Below are 21944 nucleotides of genomic sequence, written 5' to 3'. Positions count from 1 at the left end.
TAGCACGAGCTTGGTTGGTTAGGACGCAAGCTCTTGCTCAACTCGCTGGTCGAGGCGGGTGCGAATATCTGCTTGTAACTTATTGCATAGTTCGGCATCGCCCAGAGGGTTACCTTGCTCGTCAGTAATAAAAAATACGTCCTCCACTCGCTCACCGAGCGTTGTGATTTTTGCATTTTGTAATTGGACATTGTTTGCCATAAACACTTCGCCGATGGTGGCGAGCAAACCGGTTCTGTCGGGGCTCATAACTTCTAATATGGTATAACCGCTGACGATGTCATTACTGATACTGGTTTGTGTTGGAATGGTAAATTGTTTCAAAGCTCTTGGTGTTCTATGGCGCACTATTTCCGAATAGTTGTCGAGCAGTGCAAACTCTTCCTGCAGTGCGTCAACAATCTGCTGGTAGCGCTCTGGATTATCGCCAATGGGTTGGTCATTCTCGTCGAGCAAATAAACTGTATCTACAGTATACCCATCGGCCGACGAGTAGAGGCGGGCGTCCTGAATGTTTAATCGCAGTGAAGCAAGGCAATTTACCACAGCGGTAAATATGTGTTGGGCGTCGCGTGTGCGTATAAAAATTTGTGTTGCACCCTCAAATTCGGACGAGGTTGTTTCGCGGATGATAATGAGCGGTTTGTCTTCAGTGTGCTGCAGAATAGCTTCTGTTTGCCAAGCGATGTCTACATGGGATTCTCGAACAAAATATTCGTCGCCAAAATCAGCCCAAATTTTATGCGCGGATTGCTCGTCAATTTGTTTATCGTTAAGCTTCGCCAGCGCCCACTGCTGAGTCTCTTCGATAGTCTCTTGCTTGTCGATGGTGTTTTCCAGCCCGCGGCGCAACATGCGCTTGGTCTCCATGTACAGTTGACGTAATAAGCTCGCTCGCCATGTATTCCATATGTCTGGGCTGGTGCCACACATGTCGGCTACGGTCAGTGCATAAAGGTAATCTAGGTGGCGCTGGTCGCCTACGTCCAGCGCAAAATCATGGATAACGTCTGGGTCGGAGATGTCCTTTTTCTGTGAAACGTAAGACATAAGCAAATGCTTTTCTACCAGCCAGGCGATTAGTCGAGTGTCTTTGCCGCGCAGGCCGTGCTGTTGGCCAAAGGCCACAGCATCTTCGGCACCGAGCGTCGAGTGGTCCCCACCACGACCCTTGGCTATATCGTGAAATAAGCCTGCGAGATAAAGCAAAGGCAGGTGCTGGCGATGCTTCATAATGTGTGCCGCAATCGGAAATTGTTTCTCGGCGTCTGGGTGCCTGAATTCTCTTAGGTTTTGGATGACCAGCAGGGAGTGGGCGTCGACGGTATAGCGATGGAATAGGTCGTGCTGCATTTGCCCGGTAATTCTTCCCCATTCGGGAAGGTAGCGTCCGAGAATACCGTAGCGGCTCATACGCCTTAACTGTTTAACTAGGCCGTGTTCAACCTTAAACAAGTCGAGAAACATAATGTTGTTAATCGGGTTGTGGCGAAAGGCTTCGTCAATCAAATACCTGCTCTCGCGCAGTAGGCGGATTGTTGGTGGGCGCACGCCGGCGATGTCGCGGTTTTTACCCATAATGAGAAAGATTTCTAGCAGTGCGGTCGGAGTTTCCTCAAATACGGTGTTTCGGGTGACTTCAATAGAATTATCGTGTAGCTGGAAGCGGTCGTTAATGGGAGTGATTTTGTGGCGTCTTTTTCGCGAGTGAATAACTTCGCCTAAGTGCTGTAGCAGTACATCGTTCAGTTCGCGCAGTGCAAGTACTGCGCGATAATAGTCATGCATAAATTTTTCGACGGCTAGTTTGCTGTCGTCATCTTCATAGCCAAAGAGTTTCGCTAGCTCGCGCTGGTATTCAAATAGTAGCCGCTCTTCTGCCCTCCCCGAAAGCATATGCACGCCATAGCGGACTTTCCACAGTAAGGTTTCGCCATTCTGCAAAATGCCGTATTCCTGTTCGGTAAAAAAATCCATACCGTGCAATTTTGACAGCGAAGGGACACCGAAAAAACGCTTGGCTACCCAGTGAATGGTTTGGATGTCGCGCAGCCCACCCGGGGCATTTTTAATGTTGGGCTCGAGGTTGTACTCGGTGTAATTGTGTTTTGCGTGGCGCTCCTGCTGTTCTTGCCACTTTGCTTCAAAGAATTCGTCGACCGGCCAGATATGATCGGGACCGGTTTTTAGTTGAAGTTCGTCACGGAGTTTATCGTTACCCGCTAGGCGGCGGGCTTCAACTAGGTTGGTGGCAACGGTGATATCTTTTTTAGCTATGTCCACACACTCTTTCATTGTGCGTACGCTGCAGCCAATTTCTAGGCCAATATCCCAGAGGAAAGTAACAAATTTTTGCAGCTGGTCGTCGTATTTTTTTTTCGCTTTGTTGGCCAGTAAAAGTAATATGTCGATGTCGGATTTTGGGTGGAGTTCGCCGCGACCATAGCCGCCTACGGCAATGAGTACGATATCGTCATCCCATTGATACTGGTTCCAGGCGTAATGGAGGATGAGATCTATAAAGGTGGCCCGCTCAGCGATAAGGTGGCGAACATCATCACCTTCTCTAAAGCGGGTTTCAAAATGCTGGTTTATGCCAAAGATAGCGTCTTTGAATACGGTTATAGCCGGCCCCTGCTTCAGGTTTTTACGAAATTGCCGTTGGTTAAAAAAAAGTGGTTGGCAATGATAGTATGGAAGCGAAACACTTTTAGTGGCTACGTTGGAGCTTGGCATGGTTAAAACGATTCCTCGCTGCGGGCGGTCAGAACTTCAACGCCGTCTGGGGTTACTGCTAGGGTGTGTTCCCATTGTGCGGAAAGGCGGCCGTCGCGGGTTTCTACTGTCCAGCCGTCGCCCTTCAATTTTGTGTGATGCTTGCCTGCGTTGATCATCGGCTCAATGGTAAAGGTCATACCTTCGCGAAGCTCCATACCCGTTCCGGCGGTACCGTAATGCAGTACTTGTGGTTCTTCATGAAAGACTTTGCCTATGCCGTGGCCACAGTAATCTCTCACTACCGTGTAGTGGTTTTGTTCCGCCAGCTTTTGAATTGCTGCGCCTATGTCTCCTAGGCGACAACCAGGTTTTACGAGTTCAATACCTTTATATAGGCATTCTTGAGCGACCTTGCTCAGTCGGTGTGCGTGGGAGGCCACTTGGCCCACCATAAACATTTTACTAGTGTCGCCGTGGTAACCATTGGCAATGACGGTGATGTCGATATTGACGATATCACCGACTTTGAGTTTCTTTTTTTCTGAGGGGATACCGTGGCACACCACCTGGTTGACGGAGGTACAAATAGATTTTGGGAAGCCTTTGTAGTCGAGTGGCGCCGGTATAGCCTTTTGCACTTCAGTGATATGGGTGTGACAAATTTTGTCGAGCTCGGCAGTGGTAACGCCCGGAACTACGTACTCCCCAATCATCTCGAGGACTTCTGCGGCGAGTCGACCAGCGACGCGCATCTTTTGGATTTCTTCCGGTGTTTTAATGGTTACGGGCATGTTGTCCTGCTTTTTTGTCTCGGTGGTGGCTTTGGTGCCGTCATCTGCTACGGCAAAGGGCGCATTCTAAACCAAACGGGCGGATACGGCACGATTGATGACCGATTATACTCGGCCCTACCCGCAAGTATTGATACGGCGCGAGTTTCGATTTGGCGTTTAGCTTGACACCTTTTGAGTTTAATTTTATAGCCATTTGTGGTATAAAGCGCGCCCGGCTGGCTCGACCAAGGTCATGTCAGTCGGTTTTAACCATTAAACGTCGCACATATACCGTCACACCCGCCTGGGTGCTGCTTCAGTATTTAAGCTGGGGGCAGTTGGCTGGTGGGGTATATGGAGGCTCAACCCGAGATACAGGAAAATATTATGCCTACAGTAAGCATGCGCGATATGCTGCAAGCCGGTGTCCACTTTGGCCACCAGACCCGTTACTGGAACCCGAAAATGGGACAATACATTTTCGGCGCCCGCAATAAAATTCATATCATTAATCTTGAACACACTGTTCCAGCATTCAATGAATCGCTGGCAGTAATCAAGAAAATGGCCAGTCAGAAGAAGAAGGTGCTGTTTGTTGGTACTAAGCGCGCCGCTCAAAAAACGATTAAAGAGCAGGCAGAGCGTTCAGGTATGCCATACGTCAGCAATCGCTGGCTGGGTGGTATGCTCACCAACTACAAGACCATTCGTGCTTCAATTCGACGCTACCGTGAGCTGGAAGCCCAGAGTAAAGACGGTACTTTTGAAAAGTTGACCAAGAAAGAAGCTCTGATGCGTACCCGTATGATGGGTAAGTTGGAAAGCTCCATTGGCGGTATCAAAGACATGGGCGGCTTACCCGATGCGATGTTCGTGATCGACGTAGAGCACGAGCGCATTGCTATTCAAGAAGCGAACAAGCTGGGAATACCGGTTATCGCTGTTGTTGATACGAACAGTGACCCTGTAGGTGTTGACTATGTGATTCCGGGTAATGACGACGCGATTCGTGCCGTTAAGCTTTACGTATCGGCCGCTGCTGATGCGTGCATCGAAGGCGCCAAAGAAGGCGGTGTACCTGGAACCGGTGATGAATTCGTTGAAGTGCAGGCTGAAGCTGAAGCCGAAGGCGATGCTGCGGCTGCCGAGGGTTAATCTCGCTAGCAGTTGCGGGCAACCGATTGTTGCCTGACAGCAGTATTCGATAAAAGGGGGGCATTGCCCCCCTTTTTCAAAAATTAATTGTGAAAAATTGAGGAAAATGCAATGGCAGTATCTGCGAGTTTGGTAAAAGAGCTCCGTGAGCGTACCGGTCTTGGCATGATGGAGTGTAAAAAGGCTTTGGTCGAAACCGATGGTGACATCGATACGGCAATTGAAAATCTGCGTAAAGCGTCTGGCTTGAAGGCAGCAAAGAAAGCTGATCGTACCGCTGCTGAAGGTGTTGTTGTCGCTAAGATTGCCGAAGACGGCAGCTATGGCGTGGTATTGGAGATTAACAGTGAGACTGACTTTGTTGCTCGTGACGAAGGCTTTTTGGCTTTCGCAGGGTCGATAACCGATAAAGCGTTTGCCGCTAAAGCGGGTAGCCTTGAAGAGGTTATCGATGATGAGCTGGAAAGTGCTCGTCAGGCTTTGGTTCAAAAAATTGGCGAAAACCTTAACATTCGTCGCGTAGAGAAGGTTGAGGCGGCTAATGGGGTGGTGGGTGCCTATGTTCATTCCAATAACCGCATCGCCGTATTGGTCGAGTTGTCGGGCGGTACCGTTGAGCTTGCCAAAGATGTTGCCATGCACGTAGCCGCCGTGAACCCCCAAGTGGTAAATACTTCAGACATGTCTGAAGAGGTTGTAAACAAAGAAAAAGATATTATTAAGGCGCAGCCCGACATGGAAGGCAAGCCAGAGCAAATCGTCGAAAAAATGATGGTTGGCCGTATCAACAAGTTTCTCAAAGAGAACAGCCTTGTAGAGCAGGCGTTCGTAAAAGACCCAGAAGTGACTGTTGGTGGCTTGGTGAAAAAAGAGGGTGCTGAGGTGATTCGCTTTGTTCGCTTTGAAGTGGGCGAAGGTATAGAGAAGAAAGAAGAGGACTTCGCTGCAGAAGTTGCGGCACAGGTTGCGGCTTCTAAGTCTTCTTAGGTGACTCGGTTTGTTCGGGATCGCCGCTTTTGGCCGTCTAGGGCCTCTGCGGGATACTGTACATATTGAACAAAAAGGCGGGACGCAAATCCCGCCTTTTTTCTGTTAAACTCTCGCGAATTTATTTGCCCACTCAGGATGGGGGTGGGCGGCTAAATACGTAAATATACCTAAATAATGTACCCTTCATCGATTTCTCTGGAGAAACACTCGTATGTCACCAAGTGGGCGTGATCGGAAATACAAACGCATTTTGTTGAAACTCAGCGGCGAACAGCTGATGGGGGATGAAGGCTTTGGAATTGACCCTAAAGTCCTCGACAAGATGGCCCTGGAAATTGGTCAGCTCGTCGGCATAGGCGTACAGGTTGGCTTAGTGATTGGTGGTGGCAACCTGTTTCGCGGAGCAGCGCTTAGTCAAGCTGGCCTCGACCGGGTGACCGGTGACCATATGGGGATGCTGGCCACGGTAATGAATGCGCTGGCTATGCGCGACGCGCTGGAGCGGTCCAATATCTCTTCCTCGGTTATGTCGGCCATTCCGATGCCCGGTGTAACAGACCAGTACGACCGCCGCAAAGCTTTGCGCCTGCTGGAAAACGGAGAGGTTGTTATTTTTTCTGCTGGTACAGGCAACCCGTTTTTTACAACGGATTCCGCCGCCTGCTTACGCGCCATTGAGGTTGAAGCCGAAATCGTTCTAAAGGCTACCAAAGTAGACGGCGTGTATACGGCTGATCCAGTTAAAGACCCCTCTGCTACCCGTTATGACCGTTTAAGCTACGACAAAGTGCTGCAAGACAAACTGGGTGTGATGGATCTAACGGCAATCTGCCTGTGTCAGGACCACTCCATGCCTGTTCGTGTGTTCCAGATGAGTAAGCCGGGCGCTTTGTTGAGCATTGTAGTTGGTGAAGACGAAGGAACATTAATCGAAGATACGACACAAGAGGCGTAACACATGTTGAATGATATTAAACAAGATGCCGAAGAGCGTATGCACAAAAGCGTCGATGTACTTGGAGCAAATTTTAATAAAATTCGTACTGGGCGGGCCCACCCGAGTCTGCTCGATGGGGTTACCGTTAATTACTACGGCAATCCAACTCCCTTGTCACAGGTAGCTAACGTGTCTGTACTGGATGCCCGTACCCTGTCGCTCAGTCCTTGGGAAAGGGCCATGGTGCCAGAAATTGAGAAGGCGATCATGAAGTCCGATTTGGGCTTGAACCCGGTAACTACTGGTGAGCTGATACGTGTGCCTATGCCGATGCTCACTGAAGAGTCGCGTAAGGGTTATATCAAGCAAGCGCGTAACGAAGCTGAGAATGCGCGTATATCCATTCGAAATATTCGTCGCGACGCTATCTCCCATGTGAAAGATTTACTCAAGGAGAAAGAAATTGGCGAAGACGATGAACGTCGTTCACAGGATGAAATCCAGAAGATTACCGACAAGTACATCGCTGAAGTTGACAAAGCGCTTGCGGTAAAAGAAAAGGATTTGATGGAAATATAAATCGCAATTGCTCGCGTAAGAGCGTGTAGATGTACCCAACTATGATAGTTACTGATAACCAGAACGACCACCCTCTGCGCCATGTTGCCATCATAATGGATGGTAATAATCGTTGGGCAAAACAGCGGGGCAAAACCGGCATTGCCGGGCACCGAGCGGGCGTAGAGCGGATCCGGGATGTGCTGTCAGCCTGCCGTGAAACGCATATAGACACCTTGACAGTTTTCGCTTTCAGCAGCGAAAACTGGCGGCGACCGCCAAAGGAGGTCGAGGCGCTGATGGGGCTGTTTTACAGCTATCTAAAAAAAGAGGCGCGTAAGCTGGCGAGTGAGGGCGTACGCCTTAAGGTGATAGGCAACCGCAACCGTTTTGATACCAAGCTGCGCAGGGCAATTGACGAGGCAGAAGCCATTGCCGATAACGGTGATGCTGCATTGGTTATTGCAGCAGACTACGGTGGTTGTTGGGATATTGTTCAGTCTGTGCAAAAAGTTGCGCAAAAAGTCGCGATGGGGCAATTGAAGCCCGCCGATATCAGCGAGCAAATGCTGTCATCTCATATTAGTACGGCGGATTTACCCCCGCTGGATCTATTGATTCGTACCGGTGGGGAGTATCGCATCAGCAATTTTTTATTGTGGCAGGCCGCTTACGCCGAGCTGTATTTCTCGGAGCTGCTGTGGCCGGAGTTTGACGGTGATGCACTTAAGCGTGCAGCAGACGACTATTATCGTCGTCAGCGCCGTTTCGGCAAAACCGGAGATCAGGTAGCAAGTGAGGCTGCCCGTGCTTAAATTACGCGTTTATACAGCGGTTGCGCTGGTTCTGCCTTTTTTGGGTATTCTCTTTTTTGGGAGTTGGCTCTACTTCGCCGTTATGGCTGGGTTGGTGGTGAGCCTTGCCGCCTGGGAGTGGGCCGGTTTGGCTGGAGTGAAGCAAGTGCTTGCTCGCCTATTTTACACCCTTGTTATTGCCCTCTCGGGCATACTGATGGGTTGGTTTCTGTATTTAGCGTCCAATCACCAATATCTGCTTAGTTTGTTTACCTCGGCGGCAATTTGGTGGGCTGTTGCGCTGCTGTGGGTTCAGGGCTACCCCTCAAGTGCCGTTATTTGGGGTTCTGTTCCTGTTCGTTTGTTGATGGGTTGGTTTGTGCTGGTTCCTGCTTGGCTGGCGTTACTTTACTTACGGGCAGAGCCTAGCGGTAGCTGGTTAGTCCTTATGGTTGTGGCTACTGTGGCGGCGGCGGACATTGGCGCCTATTTTACCGGAAAGGCTTTTGGGCGAACCAAGCTCGCGAAGAGCGTGAGCCCTGGAAAAACCTGGGAGGGTGTTGTCGGAGGTTTGTTCTTCGCGCTTGTTCTGGGCGCTATTGCCAATGTGCTGATTATTCAAGGCAGCTGGATAGGGTTAATCGCTATTATTGTGCCGACCGCGTTCGTTTCGGTGCTTGGCGACTTGCTGGAAAGCATGGTTAAGCGTCACCAAGGGGTGAAAGATAGTGGTAGTTTACTTCCCGGTCACGGTGGCTTTATGGATCGCATTGACGGTTTAGTCGCCGCAGCCCCTATTTTTGCACTGGCCGTTCTCGCGACGCAGTGGTCTGTGAAGGTGGCCTAGTGGCGAAACATATGCAAGTTTCTGTGTTGGGCTCCACTGGCTCGATTGGTGTTAACACTCTCGATGTTATTCGTACTCATCCCGACAAATATCAAGTTTTTGCGCTGGGAGCTAATCGCAGCGTGGAAGCGCTTCATCAGCAATGTATGGAATTTAGGCCTCGCTACGCTGTTTTGCGTGATACCGCAGCAGCAGCCTTACTGCGAGAATCGTTAGCGGCCTGTAGCAGTGATACTGAAGTGTTGGAGGGTGAGCAGGGGTTGATTGATATAGCCGCTGCAGCGGAGGTTGATACGGTAATGGCCGCAATAGTCGGTGCAGCCGGTTTGGATTCAACGCTGTCCGCGGTGACGTCAGGAAAGCGAGTGCTCCTAGCCAATAAAGAATCTTTGGTTATGTGCGGCAAGTTATTTACGGATGCGGTTGAAACCCACGGAGCGCAATTACTGCCTATCGACAGCGAGCACAATGCGATCTTCCAATGCTTACCAGAGCGATTTAATGGCCTGCGAGAGGCGGGTATTCGGAAAATACTACTGACAGGTTCCGGCGGCCCTTTTCGGCAAACACCGGTTACCGAGTTGGCGAATAAAACACCTGCAGAGGCCGTTGCTCATCCAAATTGGTCGATGGGGCAAAAAATCTCGGTGGATTCCGCCACCATGATGAATAAGGGTTTGGAGTTTATCGAAGCCTGCTGGCTATTTAAGGCGCGGCCTGAGGATATTGAAGTGGTCATTCATCCGCAGAGCATTGTTCATTCGATGGTGGAGTATGTGGATGGCTCGGTTTTGGCGCAGATGGGGATGCCCGATATGCGTACACCCATTGCCAATTGCCTTGGTTGGCCCGCTAGAATTGAATCCAAGGTAGAGTCTTTGAACTTTTACCGGCTAGGGTCTCTCGAATTCAGCGCACCGGATTTTGAACGATTTCCGGGTTTAGGTCTATCGATTGAGGCTATGCGGGTGGGCGGCGACTATCCCGTAGCATTGAATGCCGCGAATGAGGTTGCAGTAGAGGCATTTTTGGCGGGCCGTATAGGTTTTACCCAGATCGCCGAACTAATAGCCCGCGTTTTAGATGTTTGGAAAAGCAGCGAACCAGATTCGCTTGCTGCGGTCAAAGACGCAGACTTAAAAGCCAGAAAATTAAGTGAACACTGGCTGCTGAGTCAGTGAGTGTATTGAGTATTAGCGTAGTTTAGGGGAAGTAGAGTTTGACGGTTTTCGAATTTGTCACCAATACAATAGCCATTTTAATAGCCATAACCTTGTTGGTGGGTATTCATGAATTTGGCCATTTTTACGTTGCCCGCCGCTGTGGTGTTAAAGTGCTGCGCTTTTCTATTGGTTTTGGTCGCCGATTATTTGGCTGGCACGACAAATATGGAACTGAATTTACAGTGTCGACCATTCCTCTTGGAGGCTACGTCAAGATGGTCGACGAGCGTGAAGGCGAAGTGTCTCCGGAAGATCTGCCCTACGCCTTTACCCAGAAGCCGCCTTGGCAACGAATTGCTATAGCGCTGGCGGGGCCGTTAGCCAATCTGATTTTGGCTGTATTGCTTTATTGGCTGTTGGCCACGGTACAAGGAAGCTTTAGTGTGTCGCCAGTGATTGGCGACGTTGAGCAGGGCTCCATTGCTGAATTTGCGCGTTTGGAATCTGGGCAGGAAATTGTTGCCGTTGATGGACACTCAACACCAACTCGCCGTGCGCTAGAACTTTATTTGATTTCTCGCTTGGGGGAGACTGGCGAGATCACCTTTACGGTGAAATACCCCGGAGAGGCATTGGTATACGAGTCTCAGGCTACCCTAGACAACTGGTTGCGCAGTGTTGAAGCACCGGACGTGATCAGTGGTTTAGGTCTTAGTTTTTACATGCCTCCCAGTTCTCTCAATATTGGCCATGTGTACCCGGGCTCACCGGCAGCAGAGAGCGGCCTGAAGGTAGGAGACAGAATTGTTTCCATCGACGGTGAAGTCAAAGATTCAGGCCAACAGTGGTCGGGGTATACCGCGCAGCGGGAAGGGCAGCCGCTAGAGGTATTGGTTGAGCGCCAAACAGCCGACGGCGATCAAGAATTTCTCACGCTGGTGGTTACCCCCAGAAAAATGGCAGTACCCCAGGGCGAAAAAGTGCTTATGGGTATTGCCTGGAAGCAGGGTACTTGGCCTGAAGGCATGGTACGAAAACACACTTATGGGCCGATTGACGGGTTCACTAAGGCGGTACACGAGGTCGGTGATGTTGTCTCGATGGTGTTCTTGTCACTGAAGAAGCTTATTTTGGGCGAAATCTCACCCAAGAACTTGAGTGGGCCCATCGGCATTGCTAAAGTTGTCGCCCATTCGGCGGAGGCCGGAATTTGGACCTTCGTGAATGTGCTCGCTTATATCAGTGTTCTTCTCGGAGTGTTTAATCTTTTGCCGATCCCCGTGCTTGACGGTGGTCACATACTGTATGGCTTGATCGAGTGGGTTAAAGGCAGTCCTGTTTCTGAAAAGATACAGATAATGGGTTTTCAGGTGGGGGTGGCGATGTTACTGGGTTTAACAGTGATCGCTCTATATAACGACATACTGCGCTTTTAGAGCCGCAATATTCATAACAAATAAGAAGATATTTTTTTGAGTTTCCCAACGAGTATGAAACGATTTTTGGTTCTTTTTGTGCTGCTTGTTATAGCAGCACCCAGTTTGGCTCAAAGTTTCCGAGTTGACGACATTCGCCTTGAAGGTTTGCAGAGAGTTTCGGCAAGTCCGGTGTTTGCCGCGCTGCCGGTGCAAGTTGGTGAGGTGATTGACCGAGAGGGCATTCGAGAAACCATTCGGTCCCTATTTGCTACGGGCTTTTTCTCAGGCATTCAAATAGCCCGGGAAGGTAATGTACTTATTATTGTGCTGAAGGAGCGCCCCTCGATTAAATCGATCAATATCGATGGTAATAAGGCGATTAAAACTGAGCAGCTCACTGAAGTTATGGAAGAGAACGATATGCGTGAGGGTGAAATCCTGCAGCAGGATTTACTTCAGGGCATAACCCGAGAGCTGGAGCGCCAATATGTTTCGCGGGCACGCTACGGTGCATCCGTTGAAGCTGAAGTAAGCGATGAACCCAACAATATGGTGACTATCGATATTCAGGTTGATGAAGGCAAGTCTGCACGTATCAAGCACCTGAATATTGTTGGCAATAAAGTCTTTTCTGATAAAGAACTGTTCAGCTTTTTTGAGCTAACGACCTCTGAGTGGAACTCCTTCTTCACCAGCAGTGATCAATACGCAAAAGAAAAACTTACCGGTGATATTGAAACGTTGGAATCGTATTACCTGAATCGTGGTTACTTAGACTTCGAAGTGCTGTCTAGTCAGGTATCCATCAGCCCCGACAAAACACAGGTATTTATCACACTGAACGTTAAAGAGGGTGAGGTGTACCGGGTTAAATCTATTGATATTGCCGGCGACCCTATTATTCCCGAGAGCCGTTTACGACGAGTGGTGTTGCTGCGAGACGGAGAAATTTTTTCTCAGAAAGACATGACCGATACCTCGGAATATGTCACTACCATGATGGGTAACTCGGGTTACACCAATGCCAAAGTAGACGGTATACCCGCTAAAAACGAAGAAGATCATACTGTTGATGTTACGTTTTTTGTCGATCCCGGTCAGCGCGTTTATGTGCGCCGTATCAATTTCCGCGGTAATACTAAAACCAGTGATGAAGTACTGCGCCGCGAAATGCGCCAGCTGGAAGGTGCATCAGCCTCCAACTCGCGTATTGAACAGTCAAAGGTTCGATTGGAGCGCCTTGGTTACTTTAAAGAAATACAGGTTGAGACAACCGATGTTCCCGGCACCGACGATTTAATCGATGTTGACTACAACGTAGAGGAGCAAGCTTCTGGGACCATTCAGGCCAGCGTTGGGTATGCCCAAACCACTGGCCTTAACCTTGGCGTGAGTGTGCAGCAAAACAATTGGTTGGGTACGGGTAAGCAGGTTAGTTTTGGCGTTAACAAAAACAATTACCAAACCCTCTACAACTACAGCTATCAGGACCCATACTTTACGCCAGATGGCGTAAGTCGCGGTTTCAGCGCTTATTATCGGACACGTGACTATTCGCGGATTAATGTATCTAGCTATAGTACTGATGCCTATGGGGTTGACGTTAATTTCGGTTACCCCATTTCTGAAATTTCGCGCGTTGGTTTTGGTGTGGGCTTTATCAACCAAAAATTACGTACCGGCAGCTATGCGCCGCAGGAGATTATCAGTAGCCCGAAGCTTGATGACTTTACTTCGATGAATTATATCTTGCAGTCAGACAACGTACCCTTTGATTCCAGCCAGCCAGTCGAGTTTTCTATTCCGACCTATGCTCTGACAGATGACCAAATTCAGGAAACTGTTCCTGGTTTTATCGATCGCTATGGTGACGAATTCAGTAGTGCCACCATGTCGTTCAATTGGAGCCGGGTTACCCTAAACCGCGGTATTCTCGCTACACGGGGAAGTTCACAGCGTGCCTTTTTTGAGGCCACGGTACCGGGCAGTGAAATGGAGTACTACAAACTTACCTACACCGGTCAGATATTTTTTCCTCTTACTAGGGCGTTCACCCTACGTTTAAGAACCAAGCTAGGTTATGGCGATGGCTACGGTGATATGGATGAGCTTCCATTCTTCGAGAATTATTACGCGGGTGGTTTTGGTTCTGTGCGCGGGTTTGAGCGCTCGACATTGGGTCCACGTGGTTCCCCCCCTTGGGCTTACTCTACAACTTCAGAGCCAACCGGTTGGACAGATTTAAACCGCGACGGACAAGTTCAGCCTGTCGAGCTGAGCGGATTAGTGCCGAGTTATGTAGTGTGTGAGGACCCAACGTGGCAGGGATCTGTTAGCGGTGGTTTACAACGCTGTGAGCCCGGTAAGATTATGTCCAGTGCAACCCAAGCCTACCTACGCTCAATTGGAGGCAACATTATTTCTGAGTTCAGTGCCGAAATTATTCTGCCCATTCCATTCATTGAAGATACACGTTCTATGCAGTTGGTTACCTTCGTTGATGCCGGTAATGCATTTTCCGGTTATTGCCGACCAGATGATTTTGAGCAGTTAAATTGTCACGAATTTGGAACAGAGCACCTCAGTTCCTCCGCAGGTATTGGTTTTACTTGGATTTCGGGCTTTGGCCCTATGACATTCAGTTATTCGGTTCCCCTGCATAGAAATGAGAATGATCAAACAGAGGCATTTCAGTTCTCATTCGGTACCGGTTTTTAATTCTTAACGAGAGAAAAAATTATGACTATTAAAAAATTACTTGCAGTTGTGGCACTTATGGCCACTGCCAATCTGGCTTTTGCAGGAAAGATTGCTATTTTTAATCACGAAAGTGCGATGATGGGTACCAAGCTGGCGGCTCAAACGGTAGAGCAACTAAAAGCTAATGCTGAGTACGCCAAGATGACGGCGCAAATCGAAAGCCTGCAGGCCGATTTAAAAGCGCTAGCTAAAGAGTCCGAAACTAAGGGTATGACTTGGTCACAAGAGCAGGGTGCTGCACACCGTAAAAAAATGGAGTATGTCCAAGCCGATTTGCAATTGGCGGTTAAAAAAATTCAAGCGGAAAACGCAGCTGTTATGAAAAAATTGGCTGACGAGTTGGAACCCAAGCTGAAAGGTGTTTTGGATAGCATTATGAAAGAAGACGGCATCGATATTATTTTACGCCCTCAGTCCGTATATCTCGTTCAACCTTCGCTCGATATCACCGCAAAAGTTGTTGAAGGTCTCGACAAGGCTAAGTAACTAATAATAGCTTTTTAGTATTTTGGAATTGGCAAGGAGAACGTCAGTGGCCGCGCAGCAATATTCGCTACAACAGCTCGCTGAATTTTTACAGTGTGAGTTTTCAGGTGATGTAGATGCAACGGTTAGTGCAATTGCTACTCTTGAGCAGGCGCAGCCGCTGCATTTGACGTTCCTCGCCCAGGAAAAGTTCGAAAAATATTTGCCCGAATGTGAAGCCGGGATTTTGGTGCTTAAGCCAGCCCAGCAAACGCTTTTTGATGGCAACAAGTTGCTGGTTGAAGACCCTTATATGGCCTATGCGCAGCTCAGTCATTTGTTTGACCCTCGACAACGGCTAGCCGAGGGTATTCACCCAACGGCTGTTGTGGCCAAAACGGCGAATATCTCTAAATCTGCTCGCATTGGTGCCGGTGTTGTCATTGGTGAAAATACACAGGTGGGAGCCAATTCAGAAATTTCAGCCGGGTGTGTCATTGGTGATACCAGCGTTATTGGTGATGACTGTGTATTGCACGCAAACGTCACTGTCTACGCGGGCGTTTCCATTGGCCATCAGGTGGTTGTCCACAGTGGCACGGTGTTGGGCTCCGATGGTTTTGGTTTTGCCCCCTCCAAAGATGGCTGGGTTAAAATTCATCAGATAGCCGGCGTCCAAATTGGTAACCGGGTTGAGATTGGTTCCAATACTTCTATTGATCGGGGCGCGCTAACTGATACGGTGATAGAAGACGGGGTCATTATCGACAACTTGGTTCATATAGCCCACGGCGTGCATATTGGCCAAGGTACGGCAATTGCGGGGTGTGTTGGTATTGCGGGTAGTACCACTATCGGTAAAAACTGCCAGATTGCGGGTGCTGTTGCAATTAACGGTCATATCGAAATTGCCGATAACACCTATTTTCATGGTGGCACTATCGTTACCAAAGGTATCTCTGAACCTGGAGCTTACGCATCCATACTCCCGGTTCAGAATGTAAAAAAATGGCGTCGTAACTCTGTGCGTTACACACAGCTGGACGATATTGCCACCCGCCTTAAAAATCTTGAGAAAGCTGTAAAATAACGCCTTTCTTCGTTTTAACTGTATTGACTAAATAATCGCCTTTCTCTTAAGTGGGAGGTGCTGTAAGCATTGAGGACCCATATATGCTAGATATCCAGGAAATTCGTAAATACCTACCACATCGTTATCCGTTTTTATTCATTGATCGGGTTACCGAGTTGGTGGAGGGGGAATCCATTGTCGCTTATAAAAACGTTTCAATTAACGAGGAAGTTTTTCAGGGTCACTTTCCAAATTACCCCGTGTTTCCCGGCGTCCTTTTACTTGAAGCCATGGCCCAAGCGTGTGGAGTGCTTGGTTTTAAAACTATGAATAAAACGCCAGACGAAGGCTCGATATACCTTTATGCGGGCGTTGATAAAGTGCGTTTTAAGCGGCCGGTAATTCCGGGCGACCGAGTGTTTTTTGAGGCTAAGATTGTTTCGGTGAAACGAGGTATATGGAAGTTTGAATGTTTAGCCAAGGTTGACGGTCACCTAGTAACCAGCGCTATCATAATGTGTGCCGACCGCGCTGTGGCATAATGCCTATACCCCTCTAAATTATTGCTGCGAACTTTAATATGGCCGAAACCAAGATTCACTCACAGGCAATTGTTGACCCGAAAGCCGATATAGCACCCGGTGTTGAGGTTGGTCCATGGACAACCATTGGGCCAGATGTTGTGATCGAGGAGGGCACCGTTGTGGCCTCCCATGTGGTGATAAAAGGGCCAACACATATTGGTAAAAACAATAAAATTTATCAGTTTTCTTCTGTTGGTGAGGATACGCCAGATCTAAAATATCAGGGTGAGATTACTCGTTTAATCATTGGCGACAACAATGTTATTCGAGAGGGCGCGACATTGCACCGTGGAACCATTCAAGATCGTGGTGAGACGGTAATAGGCAATGATAACCTGCTAATGGCTTATGTCCATATTGGTCATGACAGTGTTGTCGGTAATCACTGTATTTTGGTTAATAATGCTGCGCTGGCCGGGCACGTTATTGTTGGTGATTGGGCTATTCTCAGTGGATTTACTCTGGTACATCAGTTTTGTCATCTGGGTGAGCATTGTTTTACCGGTATGGGCAGTGCGGTAGGTAAAGACATTCCTGCCTACATGACGGTTGCAGGTGCTCCTGCAGCTGCTCGCAGCATTAATATGGAAGGTTTGAAACGACGCGGTTTTAGCCGAGAAGAAATTTCAATGTTGAGCAAAGCCTTCAAAATTATTTATCGCCGTGGGCTAACGCTGGAGAAGGCGATTGAAGAGTTGGGTTCCTTGAGTTCCAACACGGCCGTTCTTACGCCCTTACTCGACTCCCTTAAATCCTCCAAGCGGGGAATTGTTCGCTAATGAGTGAACAAGGTAATTCGATACCCCCGCTAAAAATCAAGCGTGTGGGTATTGTTGTAGGCGAAGCCTCGGGTGATATCTTGGGTGCAGGCCTAGTTGCCGAATTAAAGCGCCGGTTTCCACAATGTGAGTTTGAGGGTATCGGTGGTCCGCGAATGGAGGCTCTGGAATTTCGGTCATTGTTTAATATGGAGCGCTTGGCGGTTATGGGCCTGGTGGAACCGTTAAAACGTTTGCCAGAACTCCTCTCAATAAGAAAGCAGCTGCGTAAGCATTTTATTGCCAACCCTCCCGATATTTTTATTGGTATTGATGCCCCGGATTTTAACTTATCGCTGGAGCAAAGTATTCGTGCTGCTGGTGTCCCGACGGCGCACTATGTTAGCCCGTCCGTATGGGCTTGGCGCCAGGGGCGGGTAAAAAAGATCGAACGCGCTGTGGACTTGATGTTAACGCTTTTCCCGTTTGAGGAAAACTTTTACCGCGACCACGAGGTTCGTGTCACTTGTGTAGGTCATACGCTGGCTGACGATATTGCGCTAGAGCCCAACCAACAGGATGCGCGTAATCAGCTGGGTTTATCTATTTCACCCCAACAGAAAGTAGTGGCCCTTTTACCGGGTAGTCGGGGGGCAGAAGTTAAGCATCTTGGTAGAGTATTTTTCGAAGCGGCTACACTCTGCACAGAAGTCCTGCCGAATATCCAGTTCGTAGTGGCTGCAGCGAATGAAAAGCGTTTGGAGCAAATTCAGTTACTCACGCAGGATTTTCCTGAGTTACCGTTAAAAGTAGTTTTGCAAAATTCCCATGCTGTAATGGCCGCGGCCGATGTGGTACTTATGGCTTCTGGTACAACCACTCTCGAAGCGCTGCTACTGAAAAAACCAATGGTTATTGCCTATAAAATGGCTTGGCTTTCGTGGCAAATTCTTCGCCGGTTGGTACGAAGCCCTTTTGTTGGGTTGCCCAATTTATTGGCGGGCAAGCAGCTGGTTCCTGAATTATTGCAAGACGAGGCCACGCCAGAAAATATTGCTAAGGCGCTAGGTCAGATGCTTCAAGACGTAGGGTACGTAAATCAATTGCAAGCTAGTTACCGCGATATTCATTTGTCTTTGCGGCGGAATGCCGATGCGGCGGCCGCCGATGCTATTTGTGAGCTATTGGTGCAAAGGAGAGATATCCATGGCAAAGCCTAATACTATTATTGCGGGTGTGGATGAAGTGGGGCGTGGGCCTTTGGCTGGTGACGTGGTTGCGGCTGCGGTGGTACTTGGGGCAGATCATGGAATTGTAGGATTGGCCGACTCAAAAAAGCTTTCGGAAAAAAAGCGTGAGCAATTATATGAGCAGATTTGCGAGCGCAGCAAGAGTTGGTCGATTGCGCGCGCGAATGTCGAAGAAATTGACGAACTTAACATTCTTCATGCTAGCATGTTGGCGATGAAGCGCGCAGTGGAGTCGCTGTCACTTCAGCCGCATCATGTGTTTGTTGATGGTAATCGATTACCGGTGTGGCAGTATTCTGCCGAGGCTGTGGTGCAAGGAGATAGTCTTATAGAGGAGATCAGCGCCGCATCGATTGTAGCAAAAGTGACCCGTGATCGTGAAATGCTTGAACTTGATGCCAGATACCCCGGTTATGGTTTGGCAAAGCATAAGGGCTACCCAACTAAAGCCCATATTGCGGCTTTAAAACTGATGGGTCCAACCATTATCCATCGGAAAACGTTTGGGCCTGTCAAAACTCTTATAGAGCAGCAGGCGCTGTTTTAGTCTTTTTAAATTTCTATTGTGTATATCATCCCTGTTCCGTCGTGCAGTTTGCTTTTATAGACGCGCCGTTTGTCTTTTCGTGGCATCAAAATAGTCAATTACACTATAAGCTTGCTTTTGGCTGTTATTTATCAGCTATACCTTAAGTAATGGACTTTGTGGCCGTTACTTCTTCATCGTGCTAGTGAAATGTTTGCGTGTAGAGGTTTCTGTCACCGGGCGTATTTAACTCAGCGCTATTCATTATGTCGAGTTGAAGTTCGGCGTATGGACGTGCCGCTAATCGCTGCATACGCATGTGATTTTTGAGAAGCGGGGAATCACTTTAGGTTTTTCAGTGTGTGAGTAAGACGTATCTGTAGGGTATTTTGCCCTACAGAGCCGTGAGTTGCGTTTGTTTGTCGGGTATTCGTACAACCTTGCTAAGGAATAACGTGTCTAAAATTGAAAGCTGGAATGAAAGATGCGTGTATAAACGGAAATGGAAGCTCCTATATTAATTTGATGCCAAACTGGGTGTGTTCAGCTGAGTTTCAGCAAGTTGATGTAAGGTTGATGTGGTATCTGGCTTTCAATGCGAGGCAGCAATGACAGTTAAAATTGAAAATAGACACTTCGGTGATGCAAATCCGGTTGTAAACACTTTCATCGGCTCATGGATGGGATGGTTCAATTACTGGAGCCACTGGTTTTATGATGATGATTCCCTTATGCGCCAGTTTATTCGACACCCTTCAGATATTCCTATCAATTATTGCTTGGGAAGAATCCAAAAAAAAACCATCGTAGAGTTGGAAAAAAACTTTTTTGCATCCGATCACTTGCGCGATGTTAGTCATGGAGGTTTGTGTTTCAGCGCTGATTGCCCGGTACGCAAAGGAACACAAATTCATATAGAGATTGCTATTGAAAACCCACCCTATGAAGCAGACGGTGTTGTTGCTTGGTGCAGGCCAGAAGGAGACCATTTCGCTGTTGGCGTACAGTTTAATGAACCCTCAACACAATTTAGCGTGCGTATGGTTGAGCAGGTTTGCCATATCGAACACTACAGAACTTTGGTGCGCCAAGAAGAGGGGCGACACTTGAGTAGTGAAGAGGCCGCGGAAGAGTGGGTAGCAAAATACGCTGCGGAATTTCCCGCCTGAGTATTCTTTTAGTGTTATTCCTTGCTGTTTAAAAGAAAGCTTAACGCCAAATTTTACTTGTTAAGCCGCCAAAAGTTTGTCGTATCGACGGCTGAGAATGTCGTAAAACTGTTCCCTTAATTGCATTATCGATATTTTCAGGTCGGCAATTTCCTGTTCACTGATATCCTGTCTGCCCACATAAACCTGCTTGCGGAAGAGTGCGATTCTAGCCGCATACAAGCGTAGGGTTTTCTCCATATTTTTTTCCCCTAGCATCAGTAAGCGCGCTTCTGCAGACGAGAGACGCTCGAATTCTTTTACTAATTCTGAATTTACGCGCTCAAGTTCCTGTTTTCTAGCCGGAGGCCAGCGCTTACCAAAGCGAGTCGATTCAATGACCAGGGAGGAGTACTTAGCAAAACTGTGATTTACGTGGCCAACATCTGAGGATATCTGCTCTAGTAGGCCAATACGTTTGCTCTTAGGGGACAGATCAAAGGGGGTTTCCTCTCGCCAGCGTTTACCCAGCCAAAAGCAGGCAGTCGCAACAAGCGCGCCGAGGCCAATTTTAAGTATGCTGTCGAGAATAAGCCAAATATCGGAAGTCATAATGCTGGAACCCTTTGTCGTCAAGTTTTTGACAAAACTGGCCCATAACGGGCGTGTTTAAGAGTCTCAGCAAGAAATAAACCAGACTGGCGGCATTGCTTGGCTTAACCGCCGGCTAGTTTGGTGTTATGCCCCAGCTTTGTTAATTGTTCTACAAGCTTTTCGCGATGATCTCCTTGAATTTCAATTACCCCACCCTTTACTGATCCGCCGGTTCCACAGATTTGCTTGAGTTTTTTGGCGAGATCTTTTAACGGCTTTTCTTCGAGTTCGAAGCCGCTGAGGGTGGTAACGCCCTTGCCTTTGCGACCTTTGGTTTCTCGGCGGATACGAATAATGCCATCGGTTTGAGCTGGCGCGGTTTTGGTCGCGCCTTCTTTGATTCGCCCACCATCGGTTGAATAGACCAGTTTGCTGTTTTTCATGTTGTGAACCCATGACCATAAAGGTGTGGATTATAACTTACGTAGTTATTTTTACGGCCGGAAGGGTATACTCTGGCGAAAAAAGGAAGCGCTATGGTTGCCAATTCGCCCTTTACCCCGTCTGATTTACAGGCAAAGCTCTACGAAGTTATTTTTGGTACGGATACCCCGCTAGGTAAACGCTTCGACATTGTGGTTATTTTCCTGATACTGCTCAGTGTTCTCGCGTTAATGTTCGATTCCATGGCTGGTTTTTCCGAGCAGTGGCAGAACTACCTGTATGTAACCGAATGGGCTTTTACTCTTGTATTTACGCTGGAATATATGGTGAGGATCTACTGTTCCCCCAAGCCGTTCCGCTACATTTTCAGCTTTTACGGTGTGGTGGATTTTATATCGGTGTTGCCCAGCTATCTAAGCCTTTTTATTGCCGGGGCCAACTATCTTCTGGTTATTCGGTTGTTGCGAGTGCTACGTATTTTCCGCATTTTGAAGCTGATCCGCTATTGGTCGGAAGCGAATATTTTAATGCGAGCGATGCTGATGTCTCGGCGAAAAATATTGGTATTTTTCATGTCGGTTCTTGTTTTAGCGACAATTTTCGGTTCGATGATGTACCTCGTGGAGGGGCCAGAACATGGTTTTAGCAGTATTCCCACAAGTATCTATTGGACGATTGTGACTATCACTACGGTCGGTTATGGCGATATCACACCGCATACAGGGCTAGGGCGAATCATTGCCTCGGCGGCGATGTTAACGGGCTATTCTATTTTGGCTGTGCCTACGGGTATCTTTACAGCAGAGCTTGCGCAGGAAATGCAGCGTGTGCGGAAGTCTTTGGTATGCGGGGGGTGTTCCGTTTCTGGGCACGAAACCGATGCGATTTTTTGCCGCCACTGCGGGTGTCAGCTTGGCAGCACAAATGCCGATTGATTGGAGGTGGCCTTTCTTCGTTTAAAAGTACATTAGTGCCAGCTTAAAGAATGTT

21 protein-coding genes are annotated in these 21944 nt (G+C 48.3%); 17 read left to right on the top strand and 4 right to left on the bottom strand.

What is annotated here, in order from left to right; all coding sequences use genetic code 11:
• Positions 1 to 18: 18 nt before the first annotated feature.
• Entirely contained in the window at positions 19 to 2736 is a 2718-nt protein-coding gene (locus tag H5336_RS04980; protein WP_185231981.1) for a [protein-PII] uridylyltransferase, read from the bottom strand.
• Between the two features lie 2 nt (positions 2737 to 2738).
• Positions 2739 to 3509 carry a type I methionyl aminopeptidase gene (map, locus tag H5336_RS04975; protein WP_185231979.1) on the bottom strand — a complete coding sequence of 257 codons (771 nt, stop codon included), beginning with the start codon at positions 3507 to 3509 and terminating at the stop codon, positions 2739 to 2741.
• Between the two features lie 369 nt (positions 3510 to 3878).
• Between map and rpsB the strand changes: the two genes are divergently transcribed.
• The 16 genes from rpsB to H5336_RS04895 all read left to right on the top strand — a co-directional run bounded on the left by rpsB (position 3879) and on the right by H5336_RS04895 (position 19937).
• Positions 3879 to 4646, top strand: a complete 768-nt coding sequence (gene rpsB, locus H5336_RS04970) for a 30S ribosomal protein S2 (protein WP_185231977.1) — start codon at positions 3879 to 3881, stop codon at positions 4644 to 4646.
• 111 nt (positions 4647 to 4757) lie between these two features.
• On the top strand, positions 4758 to 5633 hold the full coding sequence (gene tsf / locus H5336_RS04965) for a translation elongation factor Ts (protein ID WP_185231975.1): 876 nt from the start codon (positions 4758 to 4760) through the stop codon (positions 5631 to 5633).
• Between the two features lie 214 nt (positions 5634 to 5847).
• Entirely contained in the window at positions 5848 to 6591 is a 744-nt protein-coding gene (pyrH, locus tag H5336_RS04960) for a UMP kinase (RefSeq protein ID WP_185231974.1), read from the top strand.
• A gap of 3 nt (positions 6592 to 6594) precedes the next feature.
• On the top strand, positions 6595 to 7152 hold the full coding sequence (gene frr, locus H5336_RS04955) for a ribosome recycling factor (protein WP_185231972.1): 558 nt from the start codon (positions 6595 to 6597) through the stop codon (positions 7150 to 7152).
• A gap of 41 nt (positions 7153 to 7193) precedes the next feature.
• Positions 7194 to 7946: a polyprenyl diphosphate synthase gene (gene uppS / locus H5336_RS04950; RefSeq protein ID WP_185231970.1), complete on the top strand. Its 753-nt coding sequence runs from the start codon at positions 7194 to 7196 to the stop codon at positions 7944 to 7946.
• On the top strand, positions 7939 to 8772 hold the full coding sequence (locus tag H5336_RS04945) for a phosphatidate cytidylyltransferase (protein ID WP_185231967.1): 834 nt from the start codon (positions 7939 to 7941) through the stop codon (positions 8770 to 8772). Before uppS ends, H5336_RS04945 begins: the two co-directional genes overlap by 8 nt.
• 11 nt (positions 8773 to 8783) lie before the next feature.
• Positions 8784 to 9953: a 1-deoxy-D-xylulose-5-phosphate reductoisomerase gene (gene ispC / locus H5336_RS04940; RefSeq protein WP_221628130.1), complete on the top strand. Its 1170-nt coding sequence runs from the start codon at positions 8784 to 8786 to the stop codon at positions 9951 to 9953.
• 38 nt (positions 9954 to 9991) lie between these two features.
• A complete protein-coding gene (gene rseP / locus H5336_RS04935) occupies positions 9992 to 11371 on the top strand; it encodes an RIP metalloprotease RseP (protein WP_221627984.1) in 1380 nt (459 codons plus the stop codon).
• Positions 11372 to 11425: 54 nt separating this feature from the next.
• Complete coding sequence (gene bamA, locus H5336_RS04930) at positions 11426 to 14071, top strand: outer membrane protein assembly factor BamA (protein WP_185231963.1); 2646 nt, start codon at positions 11426 to 11428, stop codon at positions 14069 to 14071.
• A 21-nt stretch (positions 14072 to 14092) separates the two neighbouring features.
• The gene (locus tag H5336_RS04925) at positions 14093 to 14599 is read left to right on the top strand and encodes an OmpH/Skp family outer membrane protein (protein WP_185231961.1); all 507 of its coding nucleotides are present in this window, start codon (positions 14093 to 14095) and stop codon (positions 14597 to 14599) included.
• Positions 14600 to 14645: 46 nt separating this feature from the next.
• Positions 14646 to 15668, top strand: coding sequence for a UDP-3-O-(3-hydroxymyristoyl)glucosamine N-acyltransferase (gene lpxD, locus H5336_RS04920; RefSeq protein WP_185231959.1), 1023 nt, complete (start codon positions 14646 to 14648; stop codon positions 15666 to 15668).
• Between the two features lie 83 nt (positions 15669 to 15751).
• Positions 15752 to 16192 carry a 3-hydroxyacyl-ACP dehydratase FabZ gene (gene fabZ, locus H5336_RS04915; protein WP_185231957.1) on the top strand — a complete coding sequence of 147 codons (441 nt, stop codon included), beginning with the start codon at positions 15752 to 15754 and terminating at the stop codon, positions 16190 to 16192.
• 38 nt (positions 16193 to 16230) lie between these two features.
• On the top strand, positions 16231 to 17013 hold the full coding sequence (gene lpxA / locus H5336_RS04910; protein ID WP_185231955.1) for an acyl-ACP--UDP-N-acetylglucosamine O-acyltransferase: 783 nt from the start codon (positions 16231 to 16233) through the stop codon (positions 17011 to 17013).
• Positions 17013 to 18212, top strand: a complete 1200-nt coding sequence (lpxB, locus tag H5336_RS04905) for a lipid-A-disaccharide synthase (RefSeq protein WP_185231953.1) — start codon at positions 17013 to 17015, stop codon at positions 18210 to 18212. The genes lpxA and lpxB overlap by 1 nt, the downstream gene beginning before the upstream one ends.
• Entirely contained in the window at positions 18199 to 18789 is a 591-nt protein-coding gene (gene rnhB, locus H5336_RS04900) for a ribonuclease HII (protein WP_185231950.1), read from the top strand. The genes lpxB and rnhB overlap by 14 nt, the downstream gene beginning before the upstream one ends.
• A gap of 587 nt (positions 18790 to 19376) precedes the next feature.
• Positions 19377 to 19937, top strand: a complete 561-nt coding sequence (locus H5336_RS04895; RefSeq protein WP_221627982.1) for a PilZ domain-containing protein — start codon at positions 19377 to 19379, stop codon at positions 19935 to 19937.
• A gap of 60 nt (positions 19938 to 19997) precedes the next feature.
• Here the strand turns inward: H5336_RS04895 and H5336_RS04890 are convergent, their stop codons facing one another.
• Positions 19998 to 20528, bottom strand: a complete 531-nt coding sequence (locus H5336_RS04890) for an energy transducer TonB (RefSeq protein WP_221627981.1) — start codon at positions 20526 to 20528, stop codon at positions 19998 to 20000.
• A 104-nt stretch (positions 20529 to 20632) separates the two neighbouring features.
• Positions 20633 to 20953, bottom strand: coding sequence for a stress response translation initiation inhibitor YciH (gene yciH / locus H5336_RS04885; RefSeq protein WP_185231948.1), 321 nt, complete (start codon positions 20951 to 20953; stop codon positions 20633 to 20635).
• 93 nt (positions 20954 to 21046) lie between these two features.
• On the opposite strand from yciH, the gene H5336_RS04880 reads away from it, so the two are divergent.
• The gene (locus H5336_RS04880) at positions 21047 to 21889 is read left to right on the top strand and encodes an ion transporter (protein WP_185231946.1); all 843 of its coding nucleotides are present in this window, start codon (positions 21047 to 21049) and stop codon (positions 21887 to 21889) included.
• Positions 21890 to 21944 lie beyond the last annotated feature (55 nt).

It is taken from the genome of Teredinibacter franksiae (genome assembly GCF_014218805.1).
GTDB lineage: Bacteria > Pseudomonadota > Gammaproteobacteria > Pseudomonadales > Cellvibrionaceae > Teredinibacter > Teredinibacter franksiae.
The sequence above is the reverse complement of the archived record's forward strand: the minus strand, read 5'-3'. Positions and strand labels throughout refer to the sequence as shown.

What these genes read in the sequence shown, in the direction of transcription:
- H5336_RS04925 (WP_185231961.1), top strand. Translation starts at nt 14,093, where the DNA reads ATGACTATTAAAAAATTACTTGCAGTTGTGGCACTTATGGCCACTGCC.
- frr (WP_185231972.1), top strand. Translation starts at nt 6,595, where the DNA reads ATGTTGAATGATATTAAACAAGATGCCGAAGAGCGTATGCACAAAAGC.
- H5336_RS04980 (WP_185231981.1), bottom strand. Translation starts at nt 2,736, where the DNA reads ATGCCAAGCTCCAACGTAGCCACTAAAAGTGTTTCGCTTCCATACTAT.
- lpxA (WP_185231955.1), top strand. Translation starts at nt 16,231, where the DNA reads ATGGCCGAAACCAAGATTCACTCACAGGCAATTGTTGACCCGAAAGCC.
- lpxB (WP_185231953.1), top strand. Translation starts at nt 17,013, where the DNA reads ATGAGTGAACAAGGTAATTCGATACCCCCGCTAAAAATCAAGCGTGTG.
- map (WP_185231979.1), bottom strand. Translation starts at nt 3,509, where the DNA reads ATGCCCGTAACCATTAAAACACCGGAAGAAATCCAAAAGATGCGCGTC.
- fabZ (WP_185231957.1), top strand. Translation starts at nt 15,752, where the DNA reads ATGCTAGATATCCAGGAAATTCGTAAATACCTACCACATCGTTATCCG.
- H5336_RS04895 (WP_221627982.1), top strand. Translation starts at nt 19,377, where the DNA reads ATGACAGTTAAAATTGAAAATAGACACTTCGGTGATGCAAATCCGGTT.
- rpsB (WP_185231977.1), top strand. Translation starts at nt 3,879, where the DNA reads ATGCCTACAGTAAGCATGCGCGATATGCTGCAAGCCGGTGTCCACTTT.
- H5336_RS04880 (WP_185231946.1), top strand. Translation starts at nt 21,047, where the DNA reads ATGGTTGCCAATTCGCCCTTTACCCCGTCTGATTTACAGGCAAAGCTC.
- yciH (WP_185231948.1), bottom strand. Translation starts at nt 20,953, where the DNA reads ATGAAAAACAGCAAACTGGTCTATTCAACCGATGGTGGGCGAATCAAA.
- bamA (WP_185231963.1), top strand. Translation starts at nt 11,426, where the DNA reads ATGAAACGATTTTTGGTTCTTTTTGTGCTGCTTGTTATAGCAGCACCC.
- rnhB (WP_185231950.1), top strand. Translation starts at nt 18,199, where the DNA reads ATGGCAAAGCCTAATACTATTATTGCGGGTGTGGATGAAGTGGGGCGT.
- ispC (WP_221628130.1), top strand. Translation starts at nt 8,784, where the DNA reads ATGCAAGTTTCTGTGTTGGGCTCCACTGGCTCGATTGGTGTTAACACT.
- pyrH (WP_185231974.1), top strand. Translation starts at nt 5,848, where the DNA reads ATGTCACCAAGTGGGCGTGATCGGAAATACAAACGCATTTTGTTGAAA.
- uppS (WP_185231970.1), top strand. Translation starts at nt 7,194, where the DNA reads ATGATAGTTACTGATAACCAGAACGACCACCCTCTGCGCCATGTTGCC.
- H5336_RS04890 (WP_221627981.1), bottom strand. Translation starts at nt 20,528, where the DNA reads ATGACTTCCGATATTTGGCTTATTCTCGACAGCATACTTAAAATTGGC.
- tsf (WP_185231975.1), top strand. Translation starts at nt 4,758, where the DNA reads ATGGCAGTATCTGCGAGTTTGGTAAAAGAGCTCCGTGAGCGTACCGGT.